The organism is Pelomonas sp. Root1444 (assembly GCF_001426885.1).
Lineage (GTDB): Bacteria > Pseudomonadota > Gammaproteobacteria > Burkholderiales > Burkholderiaceae_C > Pelomonas.
The window spans coordinates 134,257-147,288 of record NZ_LMFP01000029.1; the positions used below are offsets into that span (position 1 = coordinate 134,257).

Consider the following 13,032-nt stretch of genomic DNA (forward strand, 5'->3'; position numbering starts at 1 on the left):
TGTGAAACCAAGTTATTGTTTTTGAACGAGAAATTTTTTAGTCTTGTATAAGACTTGAGTGTTCACAAGCTCCACGTCCGCCCTTAGTCTTGCGTCATCGGTTTTCGATGTTTAGCCAGGAGCTTCCATGACTCGCCTCACCCGTGAACAACAGATCGCCGCCCTTGAAAAAGACTGGGCCGAGAACCCGCGCTGGAAGGGCATCACCCGCGGCTACAGCGCCGCCGACGTGGTGCGCCTGCGCGGCTCCATCGAAATCGAGCACACGCTCGCCAAGCGTGGCGCCGAGAAGCTGTGGGGCTTGGTGAACAGCGAGCCCTTCGTCAACGCGCTCGGTGCGCTGACCGGCAACCAGGCCATGCAGCAGGTCAAGGCCGGCCTGAAGGCCATCTACCTGTCCGGCTGGCAGGTGGCGGGCGACGCCAACAGCAACGGCGAGATGTACCCGGACCAGTCGCTGTACTCGGTGGACTCGGTGCCCAAGGTCGTCAAGAAGATCAACGCCACCTTCCAGCGCGCCGACCAGATCCAGTGGAGCGAAGGCAAGGACGACATCGATTTCTTCGCCCCCATCGTGGCCGACGCGGAAGCCGGCTTCGGTGGCGTGCTGAACGCCTTCGAACTGATGAAGGCCATGATCGAGGCGGGTGCCGCCGGCGTGCACTTCGAGGACCAACTGGCCAGCGCCAAGAAGTGCGGCCACATGGGCGGCAAGGTGCTGGTGCCCACGCGTGAAGCCGTCGCCAAGCTCGTCGCCGCGCGCCTGGCCGCCGACGTGATGGGCACGCCCACGCTGTTGGTCGCCCGCACCGACGCCGAGGCCGGCGACCTCGTCACCAGCGACATCGACGACAACGACAAGCCCTTCTGCACCGGCGAGCGCACCGTCGAAGGCTTCTACCGCACGAAGAACGGCCTGGACCAGGCCATCAGCCGCGGCCTGGCCTACGCGCCCTATGCCGACCTGATCTGGTGCGAGACCGGCAAGCCCGACCTGGCCTTCGCCAAGGCCTTCGCCGACGCCATCCACGCCAAGTTCCCCGGCAAGCTGCTGGCCTACAACTGCTCGCCGTCTTTCAACTGGAAGAAGAACCTGGACGACGCCACCATCGCCAAGTTCCAGCGCGAGCTGGGCGCGCTGGGCTACAAGTTCCAGTTCATCACGCTGGCCGGCTTCCACAGCCTGAACTACTCGATGTTCGAGCTGGCCCACGGCTACGCCCGCCACCAGATGAGCGCCTTCGTCGAACTGCAGGAGAAGGAGTTCGCCGCCGCCGAGAAGGGCTTCACCGCTGTCAAGCACCAGCGCGAAGTCGGCACCGGCTACTTCGATGCCGTCACGACCACCATCGAGGCCAACGCCTCCACCGCGGCGTTGAAGGGCTCGACGGAAGACGAACAGTTCTTCGACGCGAAGCACGGTTGACTAGAGTCAGCGTCAACTCCTGACTTTTTATGGCCCGCCTCGGCGGGCCTTTTTGCGTCTGTCACGGTCGTGTCATACGCGCGTCAAACACTTGCCGCCATGAACAACCCGACAACCACAACAAAGTTCAGTCCCGCAACCCGCCTGGGCGCTTGGTGGGCGCACCGGCGGGAAGGCAGGCAACGGCAGGCCTTGCGCGCCCGCTGCCCCTCGGCGACCCGCGCCGCCGCGCAGATCCCGACAGCCGTCTGTGCCGCATGGGCGCAACTGGCGCCCGATGAGTTTCCCGGCCTCGCCGTCGACGACGACGCCTGGCTGCGTTGCACCATCGGCCTGGCGCAGTTCTTCGAAGCCTGCCGGCTGCAGCGCGAGCAAGGCCCTTGTGCGTTGCCCAGCAAGGCGGCCGACTCGGTCTGGCATGTCTGGCTGCGCACCGACCCGGCCGGCCTCGACGCCTGGCAGCAGCGCCACTTCGGCCAGGCGGTCCAACACCGCGAGGCCGAGGCCCTGGGCGCGCCGCTGGACGGATGCCTGGCCCGCACCTGGGCCGGCGCCTGCCGCAGCGAAGGCGGCAGCCCGGTCGCGCGGCGCCTGCCTCTGCTGTTCGCCCTCGACGGGCTGATGTGCGTGCCCACGGGCTGGGCCTATGGCCATGAAGGTGGCGCCATCGTGCACCGCCCGATCGACGGTGCGGGTCGGGCAAGCGGCGATGCCGTGCCGCATGCGGCGTTGGGCGTGTCCAGCCTGGCTGCGCTGGGCTTGCTCAGTGCGGCGGAGGTCGCCGCGATGCGCCGCCCGGACGATGGCGGTAGCGGCGGCTGGGCTGGCACCTCAAGCAGCGACGGCGGCGCCGCCAGCTGCGATGGCGGCTCGCCCGGTTGCAGCTGTGGCGGCTCCGGCTGCGGCGGCGGGAGCTGAGCCCCGTCAGCGCTGCGCGACGCGGAAGGCGCCCACCGCGCCGGTCAGCGTGCGCGCCTGTTCGCGCAGGCTCTCGGCCGCTGCGGTCGACTCCTCGACCAGCGCCGCGTTCTGCTGCGTGACCTGATCGAGCTGCGTGATCGCGAGGTTGACCTGGGCGATGCCGTCCGACTGCTCGGCGGTGGCCGTCGAGATCTCGCTCATGATGTCCTTGACGCGCTGCACGGCGCCGACCAGCTCTTCCATCGTGCGGCCCGCCTCGGCCACCAGCGTCGAGCCGGCCTGCACGCGCTCGACGCTGCTGCCGATCAGGCTCTTGATCTCCTTGGCCGCGTCCGCCGAGCGGCCGGCCAGCGAGCGCACCTCGCTCGCCACCACCGCGAAACCGCGCCCTTGCTCGCCAGCGCGGGCCGCTTCCACGGCCGCATTCAGCGCCAGGATGTTGGTCTGGAAGGCGATGCCGTCGATGACGCCGATGATGTCGGCGNCTTGCGCGAGCTGGCATTGATCTCGTCCATGGTGTGCACCACCTGGCCGACCACCTCGCCGCCGCGCTGCGCCACGTTGGCGGCAGACACGGCGAGCGCGTTCGCCTGGCCGGCCGACGCGGCGGAATGCTGCACGGTGCTGGTCAGTTCCTCCATCGCGCTGGCCGTCTGCTGCAGGCTGGAAGCGGCCTTCTCGGTGCGCGCGCTCAGGTCCTGGTTGCCGCTGGCGATCTCGGCGGACGCCGTGCCGATGGACTCGGCCACCTCGCGGATGCCGCCGATGGTGTCGGCCAGGCTCTCGCGCATGCGCCGCAGCGTCGTCTGCAACTGGCCGATCTCGTCGGCGCGCGCCTGTGTGCCCTGTCCGGACGGCACCAGGTTGCCGTCGGCCACCCGTTCGGCCAGCTCGTTGGCCGACAGCAGCGGGCCGGTGATGTTCTTCGTGATCGACCAGGCCGCCGCCACACCCAACGCGAGGATCAATACGCAAAGGCCCAGCAGCAGCAGGCGGCCGCTGTCGCTGGCCGCGTCGATCTCATGCGCCGTCGCATCGATGCTGCGGCGCTGGTGGTCCAGGAACGCCTGCATGCGGGCCAGGTAGTCCTTGGCGCTGGGCATGAACACGTCGGTCAGCAGCTTGTCCGCCGCCGCGGCGTCGCCGTTCTTCTTCAGCTTGCCGATCTCGTCGCGCGACGTGACGAACACCTGCCGCGCAGCACCGATGGCGTCGAACAGCGCGCGCTCCTCGGGCGAGCGAACCAGGCCCTTGATGCGGTCCTGCAGCTCCGTCGACGACTTGGTCAGCTGCTCCTGGTCTTCCTTGAACAGCTCCACCAGCGAGGTGTCGGAACTCTTGGCGATGGCCAGCGTGCGGCGCACGCCCGCGTTGACGTTGCGGTTCCAGTCCGCGAGCAGCCGCTCCTTGGTGAGCGGCTCGTCCATCATCTGGCGCGTCGCAGCCGCGGTGGCGGCCAGGCGCCACGACGCCAGCACCACCACGCAGGCGGCCAGCACGAGGACGACCGCGAACCCCAACGCGAGCCGCTTGCCGATAGTGAGCTTGATCATCGATAACCTCCGTCCTGTCGGTTCCACCTCATGGCGGAACGCATCGGCGGATGCTAGGGCGGCGCCGGTGGGGGTGTCACGGCATTTCTGAGGCTTGCGTCACGCGGGCGCCATGCACGCACGCTCAGCGCGAGGCGGCCAGCAGGTCGTGGTAGTCCGCGGGGCTGGCGATGCGCGGGTTGGTCTTGTGGCAGTGGTCCAGCAGCGCGTGCTCGACGATGCGTTCGTCCAGCTCCCGCCCGACACCCATCGCGGCCAGGCCGGCGGGCAGGCCCAGGCGCGCGTTCAATGCGGTGATCGCGTCGGCCACCGCATCGGCATCGCTGCCGGGCAGGTTCATGGCCTGCGCCAGCCGCTCGATGCGCCGCTCGCGCCGCACGCTGTCCGCCTCGGCGTTGAAGCGGATGACGGCGGGCAGGAAGACGGCGTTCAGCGTGCCGTGGTGCAGCCGCGGGTTCAGGCCGCCCAGCGAATGGCTCAGCGAATGCACCGCGCCCAGGCCCTTCTGGAAGGCCATCGCGCCGTGCACGCTGGCGCACATCATGTCCAGGCGTGCGTCGCGGTCGCTGCCGTCTCGCGTGGCGCGCTCGATGGCGCCCCAGCCGCGGCGCAGGCCTTCCAGCGCGATGCCGTCGGCCGGCGGGTTGAAGGCCGGCGCGAGGAAGGTCTCGATGCAATGCGCGATGGCGTCCATGCCGGTGGCGGCTGTCAGCGCGGGCGGCAGCTTCAGCGTCAGCGCCGGGTCGCAGATGGCAGCCTTGGGCAGCAGCTCCCAGTTGTGGAAGCCCAGCTTGCGGCCGTCGTCGACGATGAGGATGGCGCCGCGCGCCACCTCGCTGCCGGTGCCCGCCGTCGTCGGCACGGCGATGAGGGGCAGCACCTTGGACGTGATGTTGACGGCGCCGCCCTCGATGGTGGCCCAGCGCTTGAGCGGCCCGTCGTGCGTGGCGGCGATGGCCACGCCCTTGGCCAGGTCCATGCTGGAGCCGCCGCCGACGGCGATCAGCCCGTCGCAGTCGAACGCCTTGGCCACCTGCACGGCCAGCCGCACGGCGGCCTCGGTCGGGTTGGCGGGGGTCTGGTCGAAGACCGGTGGCTTCACCGCGAACGCCGCCAGCGCTTCGTCCAGCACACCGGCCGCGCGCACGCCGGCATCGGTGATGACGAGCGGGCGGCGGATGCCGATGCGCTCGCACTCGGCCGGCAGCAGCCGGCAGGCGCCGAACTCGAGTTCGATGCGGGTCAGGTAGAGGATCTGGGCCATGGCGTTGTCTCCGCAATGTCTTTCCTCATCGTAGTGGCCTGGTGTCTAGACTGGCAGTCATGCGCGCGACTGTCACGACCCTGCTGCTGTCCCTTGTGCTTGTGGCCTGCGGAGGCGGGGGCGGGGGCTCGGCGCCACCGCCGCCGGTCGACAACCAGCCCGGGCTGACCGACACCACGGTCTACTCCTCGGCGCCCGATGCATCGCTGCCCGGCGCCGTCGAGGCCGCCGCGGTCAGCACGCAGAGCGTCACGGCCAACGGCCAGACGCTGAGCTACACCGCCACCGCCGGCCACCTGATCGCGCGCGACGCGGTCGGCGCGGCCCAGGCCTCGGTCTTCTACGTCGCCTACACGCTGCCCGGCGCCGACGTCGCCACGCGCCCGGTCACCTTCTTCTACAACGGCGGCCCGGGTTCGGCCTCGGTGTGGCTGCAGCTCGGCAGCTTCGGCCCCAAGCGTCTGGTCAGCGGCGTGCCGGCCACGACGGCGGCGCGGCCCTTCCCCATGGTGGACAACGCCGAGCACCTGCTGGGCCAAAGCGACCTGGTCTTCATCAACGCGGTCGGCACGGGCTACTCGCAGGCCATCGCACCGTTCACCAACCGCAGCTTCTGGGGCGTGGACAGCGACGCCGCGCTGTTCCGCGACTTCATCCAGCGCTACCTCGCCGTCAACAACCGCGCCGCCTCACCCAAGTACCTGTTCGGCGAGAGCTACGGTGGCCCGCGCACGGCGGTGCTGGCGCGCCGCCTGCAGGAGGCGGGCGTCATGCTAGACGGCCTGGTGCTGCAGTCGCCGGCGATGGACTACAACAGCAATTGCGGCATCACCAACGGCTCGGGCTGCGGCGGCTATCTGCCCAGTTACGCGGCTGTCGGCGCCTTCCATAAGCTGACGCAGCCCGTGCCGACCGACCTCGATGCCTGGGCCGCCAGCGCCAGGGCCTATGCCGACAGCGCCTACGCCCCGGCGCTGCAGGCCTTCGTCACCAGCGGCGCGCAGGCGCCTGCGTTGTGGCAGCCGCTGGCCGACCTGACCGGCTTGCCGGTATCGCGCTGGCAGGTCACGCTCAACGTCGGCGCGACCGACTACCGCCAGTGGCTGCTCGCCGGCCAGCTGCTCGGCCGCTACGACGGGCGCATGAAGGCGCCCACCGACAGCGCCCTGGCCGCCGAAGGCGACCCGTCCAGCACGTGGATCGGTGCGAGCTTTGCCCAGGGCATCGCGACGCACCTGCGCGACCAGCTCGGCTACCGCAACGCCTCGACCTACGTCGTGCTGAGCAATGCCATCAACGTCTGGGACTTCAGCCACAACGGTCGCGCGCTGCCCGACACGCTGCCCGACCTGGCCGCCGCGCTGGCGCAGAACCCGCGGCTGCGCGTGCTGGCGGTCAGCGGCTATCACGACCTGGCCACGCCCTTCCACCTGACCGAGACCGACCTCGCCCGCGTCGACGCCAGCCGCGTGAAGATCCGCAACTACGCCGGCGGCCACATGAGCTACCTCGACGACGCGACGCGCATCGCACAGCTCGCCGACATGAAGGCCTTCTACGCCGGCACGCTGGCGCTGCACGCGGCGGTCGACCTCGGCCCCGAGCGCCGGGCGCTGCAGGCCACCCGGCCCGCTGTCGCCGTGGACCGCGCCGGCACGCCGCAGCAACCCGGCAGCGTGGCGCCGACGAACGAAAGCGCCTTCCAGACCGGCCTGCGCGACCCCTGGGTGCCGCCGACAATGCGGGCCCGATGACCGCCCCGAAACTGACCCCGCGCATGGCCGAGCTGCTGACGCGCATCCAGCGCGCCAAGCGGCCGCCGTTCCACACGCTGACGCCCCGCGACGCCCGCATCGCCTACCGCATGGGCGCCGAGATCCTCGACCTGCCGCGCGCGCCGCTGGCCCGCGTCGAAGACCTCCAGGTGGCAGGCCGCGCCGCGCGGCTGTATGCGCCCAGCGGCGACAGGCTGCCCGTGATGCTCTACCTGCATGGCGGCGGCTTCACGATCGGCGACCTCGAGACGCATGACAGCCTGTGCCGCCAGCTCAGCCTGCGCAGCGGCGCCGCCGTGCTGGCGCTGGACTACCGGCTGGCGCCTGAGCACCGCTTCCCCGCCGCCGTCGACGACGCCTGGGCGGCGCTGGCCTGGCTGCACGGGCAGGCCGGCACGCTGGGCCTGGACGGCAGCCGCCTCGGCGTCGGTGGCGACAGCGCCGGCGGCACGCTGGCCGCCAGCTGCGCCTTCCACGCCCGCGAGCAAGGCCTGCCGCTGGCCTTGCAGCTGCTCATCACGCCGGGCACCGACAGCCACATGAGCCACGATTCGCACCGTCGCTTTGCCGAAGGCTATTTGCTCGACGCCCGCAGCATCGAGTGGTTCTTCGGCCACTACATCGACCATCAGCATCGTGGCGACTGGCGCTTCGCGCCCTTGCATGCCGACGACCACGCCGGCCTGGCGCCCGCCGCCGTGCTGCTGGCCGAAGCCGACCCCCTCGTCGACGAAGGCCTGGCCTATGCCGACGTGCTGCGCGCAGCCGGCGTGCCGGTGCAGCTCGATCTCGTGCGCGGCGTCACCCACGACTTCATCAAGATGGGCCGCAGCCTGCCTGAGGCCATCGCCGCGCTGGATTTCTGCGCCAGCGCCATCCGGGAACATCTCCGCCCATGAAACGCCAAGACTTCCGCTTCTTCGAGCCGCTGCGCGTGCGCTGGGCCGAGATTGACGCCCAGGGCATCGTCTTCAACGGCCACTACCTGACCTACCTCGACACGGCGATGAGCGGCTACTGGCGGGCGCTGGCGCTGCCCTATGCCGACTCGATGAGGCAACTCGGCGGCGACCTCTTCGTGCGCCGCGCCGCACTGGACTACCTCGGCTCGGCCCGCTATGACGACCGCCTGGACATCGGCATCCGTTGCCGCGAGTTCGGCAACAGCTCGATGAAGGTCGAAGGGGCGATGTTCCGTGGTGACCAGCTGCTGGTGCAGGCCGACATGGTCTATGTCTTCGCCGACGCCGTCGCGCAGACGCCGCTGCGCCTGCCCGATGCGCTGCGCGAGGTCGTCCAGGGCTTCGAAGCCGGCCAGCCGGTCGTCGACGTGGCGGTGGGCGATTGGCGCGAACTGGGCGATGCGGCGGGCGCCATCCGGCGCCAGGTCTTCATCGAGGAGCAGGGCATTCCGGCTGAGATGGAATGGGACGCGGCCGATGCCAGCTGCCTGCACGCACTGGCGCGCAACCGCTTCGGCATGCCGCTGGCGACCGGCCGCATGCTGGAACACGTCCCCGGCGTCGCCAAGATCGGCCGCATGGCGGTGCTGCGCGCGATGCGTGGCACCCGGATCGGCCGCCAGGTGCTGGACGCGCTGATGGCCGAGGCGAGAAGGCAGGGCTACCGCGAGGTGCTGCTGCATGCGCAGCTGTCGGCCGAGAACTTCTACCTGCGCGCCGGCTTCCAGCGCCGGGGCGAGCCGTTCGAGGAGGCAGGCATCGGGCATGTGGAGATGGTGCGGGTGCTCTAATCTGTCCATACCCATCGGAGGCCGCCATGACTGATCTCGTCGCCGAGCTTGCCGCGCAGGGCCGTAGCCTGTCGCCTGAAGAGCGTGTGCGGCTGCTCGATCTGCTGCTCGAATCGCTGCAGCCGACCACAGCGCTGGCGAGCGATGAAGCCTGGGCCGTAGAAATCGAGCGACGCGTCGCGGCCCACGAGCGGGGCGAGAGTGCTCTGCACGAGCTGGACGACGTGATGGCCGAAGCCCGCCGAATCGCCCCTTGAAGCCGCTGCGCCTGAGCGACGAGGCGCGCATCGAGTTGCTGCGTGAAACGGCCTACTACGAGAGCAAGCGCGAGGGTGCCGGCAAGCGTTTCCGTGAAGCGGTCGCGGCGTCGTTCGATTTGATACGCCGCTTCCCCGCGGGCGGCGCGCCCGGGCCGGCGTCGACGCGGCGCACCAAGGTCAGGGGCTTTCCGTTCACCGTCGTCTACCGGGACGAGTCCGCCGCGGTCGTCGTGTTCGCGATTGCGCCGGACCGGCATCAACCCGGCTACTGGCTGCCGCGAACCGACTAGCCCAGCATCTCGAAGCGCTCGACCTTGCGCTCGCTGGCCAGCCACTGTGCCATTGCCGCCGCCACCTGCGGTTCGCGGTGGGTCCAGCCTTCGGGGTAGATCTCCATCCACGTCCAGCGGCCTTCGGCGTCGGGCTCGGGGCGGTGCAGCAGCTCGATGGGCGCCTCGACACGCGCCTTGCGGAAGGCGATGAGGGCTGTATCGACGTTCTCGTCCGCAACGCGGTAGTAGACGTAGAGCTGCACGCTCATTCCTGCGGCGGGATCTCGTAGGGCAGGGCGCGCGGTTGCAGCGTCGCGCCGCTGGCGCTGCCGAGGTGCAGGCTGCCGCTCTCCAGAGCCGCCAGCTTGATCTCCGCCGTCAGCAGCGTGCGGCCATCGCGCGAGCCACTGCCGGCCACGACACCCGCGGGTTGATCGGGGTCGGCGCTGTAGAAGATCTCCTGGCCCACCGTGGCCGCGGTATCCGTCTCGAACACCTGCAGCCGGCGCTTCAACGTGCCGCGGTACTGGCTGCGCGCGACGATCTCCTGGCCGGGGTAGCAGCCCTTCTTGAAGCTCACGCCGCCCAGCACCTCGAAGTTGATCATCTGCGGCACGAAGGCCTCGACGGTGGCGCCGCGCACCCAGGCCATGCCGGCCTCGGCCTCGGCCCAGGCCCAGTCGTCGGGCGTCATCGCCGCACCGGCGGGCGGGGGGGCGTCCAGCGGCTGCACGCGCAAGGCGCGCCCGGCGCCCGGCAAGGCGATCTGCACGGCGGCGCCGTCACGCACCAGCGTCCACGCCTCGACCGGAGACGAACCGAGCAGGCCATACACCGCAAACTCGCCGCTCGCGTCGGTCAGCTTGCACTTGGCACGCAGCACGAACATCGACAGCCGCTTCAGCGTCGCCGCCAGCGTCTCGGCGGGCAGTGCCAGCAGGATCTCGTCGTCACCGCCGCGCCAGCCCACCAGCGTCGCCAGCAGCCGGCCCTTGGCCGTGCAGAAGCCGGCGAGGCGGGCATGCTCGCGGTCCAGCAGCGCGAAGTCCTGGGTCAGCTGGCCGTGCAGGAAACTGGCTGCGTCGGCGCCCTGGGCGCGGATCACGCCCCAGTCGTTGAGTCGGAGTTGGGTCGGTTCAGGCATGGGCCAATTATCATCAGCGCCCTTTTGATGGACGCCAGGCAAGGGCATGAAGTGGTTGCTGCGAGCCGTGCTCGCGTTGTTGTTGGTCGCGATCCTGGCCGCTGGCGCGGTGTGGCAGTGGTTGCGCAGCCCTTTGAGCCTGGCCGCACCGTCGGTGGAACTGTCCATCGAGCCCGGCACCAACCCGGCAGAGGTCGCCCGCGCCTGGGTCGCCGCTGGCGTGCAGGCCGATCCGCGAGCGCTGTACCAATGGTTCAAATGGTCGGGCCAGGCCAAGCAGATCCGCGCCGGCAGCTATGAGGTCCATGCCGGCATCACGCCGCGGGCGCTGCTCGACAAGATGGTGCGCGGCGACCAGGTGCTGGAGCAGCTGCGCCTCATCGAGGGCTGGAACTGGCGTCAGGTGCGGGCCGCGCTGGCCGCTGCGCCGGCGCTGAAGGCGAGGACGGCGCAGATGAGCGACGCCGACGTCATGGCCGCCCTCGGCGAGCCCGGTGTCGCGCCGGAGGGGCGCTTCTTCCCCGACACCTACGCCTACAGCCGCGGCGTCAGCGACCTGACGGTGCTCAAGCGCGCCCACGCGGCCATGAAGAAGCGCCTCGCCGAGGCCTGGCGCAAGCGTGCGCCCGACCTGCCGCTGAAGTCGGCCGACGAGGCGCTCATCCTCGCCTCCATCGTCGAGAAGGAGACCGGCACGCCCAGTGACCGCAGTCGCGTCGCCGCCGTGTTCGTGAACCGTCTGCGCGCAGGCATGCCGCTGCAGACCGACCCGACCGTCATCTACGGCCTGGGCGAGGCCTTCGACGGCAACCTGCGCAAGCGTGACCTGCTGGCCGACACGCCGTTCAACACCTACACCCGCGGCGGCCTGCCGCCCACGCCGATCGCGATGCCCGGCGCGGCCTCGCTGCAGGCGGCGCTGAACCCGGCGCCGGTCAAGTCGCTGTACTTCGTCTCGCGCGGCGACGGCAGCAGCGAGTTCAGCGACGACCTCGCCGCGCACAATCGCGCGGTCAACAAATACCAACGCGGCGGCCAGTGAGTCCAGGACGTTTCATCAGCTTCGAAGGCATCGACGGTGCCGGCAAGTCCACGCACATCCAGGCCGTGGCCGACTGGTTCCGCGCCCGCGGCGCCGACGTGCAGCTGAGCCGCGAGCCCGGCGGTACACCGCTGGCCGAGACGCTGCGCGACATCGTGCTGCACCAGCCCATGGGTTCGCTGACCGAGCTGCTGCTGATGTTCGCCGGGCGCCGGGACCATATAGAGACGGTCATCCGCCCCGCGCTCGCCGCGGGCAAGACGCTGCTGTGCGACCGCTTCACCGATGCCAGCTTCGCCTACCAGGGCGGCGGCCGCGGCCTGCCGCTGTCGGTGCTGGAGCCGCTGGCGGACTGGGTGCAGGAAGGCACCGAGCCCGAGCTGACCTTGTGGTTCGACCTGCCCGCAGAACAAGCCGCCGCGCGCCGCGCCAGCGCCCGCGAGGCCGACCGCATCGAGCAGCAGGACCTTGATTTCTTCGAACGCGTGCGCGCCGGCTACGCCGCCCGCGCGGCCCAGGCGCCGCAGCGCATCGCTCGCATCGACGCGAGCGGCACGGTCGAGCAGGTGGGCGCCGCCGTACGCGCTGTGCTGGCCGGCCGTTATCCGACATGCTGAGCGCCGACCTTCCCTGGCTGCAGGCGCCGCTGACTGATGCACTGGCGCGCGCTCGTTCGCACGCGCTGCTGGTGCAGGGGCCGGCCGGGGTCGGTCAGCTGGAACTGGCGGTCAGGCTGGCCCAGAGCTGGCTTTGCGAAAGCGCCGCGGCCGGCCAGCCGGCCTGCAACCACTGCCCGAGCTGCAAGCTGTTCGCCAGCGGCACGCACCCGGACTTCCAGATGCTGCTGCCCGAAGCGCTCGAAGCCCCGGCGCGCGAGTCGCTGGGCCTGCCCTTCGAGGAGCCCGACGCCAAGGCCGGCAAGGCCAAGCCCAGCCGCGAGATCAAGGTGGAGGCGGTGCGCAACCTGCTTGCCTTCGCCCAGGCCACGTCGGCGCGCGGCAAGGCCAAGGTGGTGGTCATCTTCCCGGCCGAGGCGCTCAACGGCGTTGCGGCCAATGCGCTGCTGAAGACGCTGGAGGAGCCGTCGGGCCTGCTGCGCTTCGCCTTGGCCAGCCATGACAGCGCCAGCCTGCTGCCCACCATCCGCAGCCGCTGCCAGCCGTTGCCGCTGGCCCTGCCCGAGCGCTCGGCCGCGCTGGCCTGGTTGGAGGCCAAGGGCGTCAAGGACGCGGCCGGCCTGCTCGACGCCACCGGTGGCCGGCCCCAGCAGGCGCTGGAATGGGCCGAGGCCGGCCTGACGGACGCCGCCTGGCAGGCCATCCCCAAGCGCGTGGCCCGCGGCGAGGTGGCGGCCTTGTCCGACCTGGCGCCGCCGCGCGTCATCGACGCGCTGCAGCGCCTGTGCCACGACCTCGTGCGCCGCAGCCATGGCCAGCCGGGGCAGTTCTTCGCACCGGCGGCACTGCCTTCGCCCAAGCGCGCCGCGCCGCTGCTGGCGTGGGAGGCCGAGCTGCGGCGCGCCGCCCGGCATGCCGACCACCCGCTGAACGCCGGGCTGTGGATCGAGGCGCTGGTGGCGCAAGCACAGGCCGCGGTGACGGCCGCGGTCCGCTGAATACACT

Annotated in this window: 13 protein-coding genes and 2 pseudogenes; 10 read left to right on the plus strand and 5 right to left on the minus strand. The window is 70.5% G+C overall.

Annotation, left to right across the window (positions count from 1 at the left end; translation table 11 throughout):
- Positions 1-127 precede the first annotated feature (127 nt).
- The gene (gene aceA / locus ASD35_RS24550; RefSeq protein WP_056877600.1) at positions 128-1,426 is read left to right on the plus strand and encodes an isocitrate lyase; all 1,299 of its coding nucleotides are present in this window, start codon (positions 128-130) and stop codon (positions 1,424-1,426) included.
- 192 nt (positions 1,427-1,618) lie between these two features.
- Entirely contained in the window at positions 1,619-2,344 is a 726-nt protein-coding gene (locus tag ASD35_RS24555) for a hypothetical protein (RefSeq protein ID WP_056877601.1), read from the plus strand.
- Positions 2,345-2,362: 18 nt separating this feature from the next.
- Here the strand turns inward: ASD35_RS24555 and ASD35_RS28260 are convergent.
- From ASD35_RS28260 to ASD35_RS24565, 3 genes and pseudogenes are all read right to left on the minus strand, one after another.
- A pseudogene (locus ASD35_RS28260) lies at positions 2,363-2,831 on the minus strand (methyl-accepting chemotaxis protein); the annotation flags it as partial.
- Position 2,832: 1 nt separating this feature from the next.
- Positions 2,833-3,900: pseudogene (locus tag ASD35_RS24560) on the minus strand (methyl-accepting chemotaxis protein); the annotation flags it as partial.
- Positions 3,901-4,024: 124 nt separating this feature from the next.
- Positions 4,025-5,164 carry an iron-containing alcohol dehydrogenase gene (locus ASD35_RS24565; RefSeq protein ID WP_056877602.1) on the minus strand — a complete coding sequence of 380 codons (1,140 nt, stop codon included), beginning with the start codon at positions 5,162-5,164 and terminating at the stop codon, positions 4,025-4,027.
- 59 nt (positions 5,165-5,223) lie between these two features.
- Between ASD35_RS24565 and ASD35_RS24570 the strand changes: the two genes are divergently transcribed.
- The 5 genes from ASD35_RS24570 to ASD35_RS24590 are packed head-to-tail and all read left to right on the plus strand — an operon-like array spanning position 5,224 to position 9,242.
- On the plus strand, positions 5,224-6,918 hold the full coding sequence (locus ASD35_RS24570; RefSeq protein ID WP_082580427.1) for a S10 family peptidase: 1,695 nt from the start codon (positions 5,224-5,226) through the stop codon (positions 6,916-6,918).
- Entirely contained in the window at positions 6,915-7,838 is a 924-nt protein-coding gene (locus ASD35_RS24575) for an alpha/beta hydrolase (RefSeq protein WP_235538452.1), read from the plus strand. Before ASD35_RS24570 ends, ASD35_RS24575 begins: the two co-directional genes overlap by 4 nt.
- On the plus strand, positions 7,835-8,692 hold the full coding sequence (locus ASD35_RS24580) for a YbgC/FadM family acyl-CoA thioesterase (RefSeq protein WP_056877603.1): 858 nt from the start codon (positions 7,835-7,837) through the stop codon (positions 8,690-8,692). Before ASD35_RS24575 ends, ASD35_RS24580 begins: the two co-directional genes overlap by 4 nt.
- Before the next feature lie 26 nt (positions 8,693-8,718).
- Complete coding sequence (locus tag ASD35_RS24585) at positions 8,719-8,949, plus strand: addiction module protein (protein WP_056877604.1); 231 nt, start codon at positions 8,719-8,721, stop codon at positions 8,947-8,949.
- Positions 8,946-9,242 carry a type II toxin-antitoxin system RelE/ParE family toxin gene (locus ASD35_RS24590; protein WP_056877605.1) on the plus strand — a complete coding sequence of 99 codons (297 nt, stop codon included), beginning with the start codon at positions 8,946-8,948 and terminating at the stop codon, positions 9,240-9,242. Before ASD35_RS24585 ends, ASD35_RS24590 begins: the two co-directional genes overlap by 4 nt.
- Here the strand turns inward: ASD35_RS24590 and ASD35_RS24595 are convergent.
- A complete protein-coding gene (locus ASD35_RS24595) occupies positions 9,239-9,493 on the minus strand; it encodes a DUF4936 family protein (RefSeq protein WP_056877606.1) in 255 nt (84 codons plus the stop codon). The genes ASD35_RS24590 and ASD35_RS24595 overlap by 4 nt on opposite strands.
- Entirely contained in the window at positions 9,490-10,368 is an 879-nt protein-coding gene (locus ASD35_RS24600) for a folate-binding protein YgfZ (RefSeq protein ID WP_056877607.1), read from the minus strand. The genes ASD35_RS24595 and ASD35_RS24600 overlap by 4 nt, the downstream gene beginning before the upstream one ends.
- A gap of 46 nt (positions 10,369-10,414) precedes the next feature.
- Here ASD35_RS24600 and mltG point away from each other — a divergent pair, with 46 nt between their 5' ends.
- The 3 genes from mltG to ASD35_RS24615 are packed head-to-tail and all read left to right on the plus strand — an operon-like array spanning position 10,415 to position 13,025.
- Positions 10,415-11,410: an endolytic transglycosylase MltG gene (gene mltG / locus ASD35_RS24605; protein ID WP_056877608.1), complete on the plus strand. Its 996-nt coding sequence runs from the start codon at positions 10,415-10,417 to the stop codon at positions 11,408-11,410.
- Entirely contained in the window at positions 11,407-12,027 is a 621-nt protein-coding gene (gene tmk, locus ASD35_RS24610) for a dTMP kinase (RefSeq protein WP_056877609.1), read from the plus strand. The genes mltG and tmk overlap by 4 nt, the downstream gene beginning before the upstream one ends.
- A complete protein-coding gene (locus ASD35_RS24615) occupies positions 12,021-13,025 on the plus strand; it encodes a hypothetical protein (protein WP_056877610.1) in 1,005 nt (334 codons plus the stop codon). The genes tmk and ASD35_RS24615 overlap by 7 nt, the downstream gene beginning before the upstream one ends.
- Positions 13,026-13,032: the final 7 nt, after the last annotated feature.

Coding starts and splice junctions, on each gene's coding strand:
- ASD35_RS24580 (WP_056877603.1), top strand. CDS start 7,835: ATGAAACGCCAAGACTTCCGCTTCTTCGAGCCGCTGCGCGTGCGCTGG.
- ASD35_RS24585 (WP_056877604.1), top strand. CDS start 8,719: ATGACTGATCTCGTCGCCGAGCTTGCCGCGCAGGGCCGTAGCCTGTCG.
- mltG (WP_056877608.1), top strand. CDS start 10,415: ATGAAGTGGTTGCTGCGAGCCGTGCTCGCGTTGTTGTTGGTCGCGATC.
- ASD35_RS24575 (WP_235538452.1), top strand. CDS start 6,915: ATGACCGCCCCGAAACTGACCCCGCGCATGGCCGAGCTGCTGACGCGC.
- ASD35_RS24600 (WP_056877607.1), bottom strand. CDS start 10,368: ATGCCTGAACCGACCCAACTCCGACTCAACGACTGGGGCGTGATCCGC.
- ASD35_RS24570 (WP_082580427.1), top strand. CDS start 5,224: ATGCGCGCGACTGTCACGACCCTGCTGCTGTCCCTTGTGCTTGTGGCC.
- aceA (WP_056877600.1), top strand. CDS start 128: ATGACTCGCCTCACCCGTGAACAACAGATCGCCGCCCTTGAAAAAGAC.
- ASD35_RS24595 (WP_056877606.1), bottom strand. CDS start 9,493: ATGAGCGTGCAGCTCTACGTCTACTACCGCGTTGCGGACGAGAACGTC.
- ASD35_RS24615 (WP_056877610.1), top strand. CDS start 12,021: ATGCTGAGCGCCGACCTTCCCTGGCTGCAGGCGCCGCTGACTGATGCA.
- ASD35_RS24565 (WP_056877602.1), bottom strand. CDS start 5,164: ATGGCCCAGATCCTCTACCTGACCCGCATCGAACTCGAGTTCGGCGCC.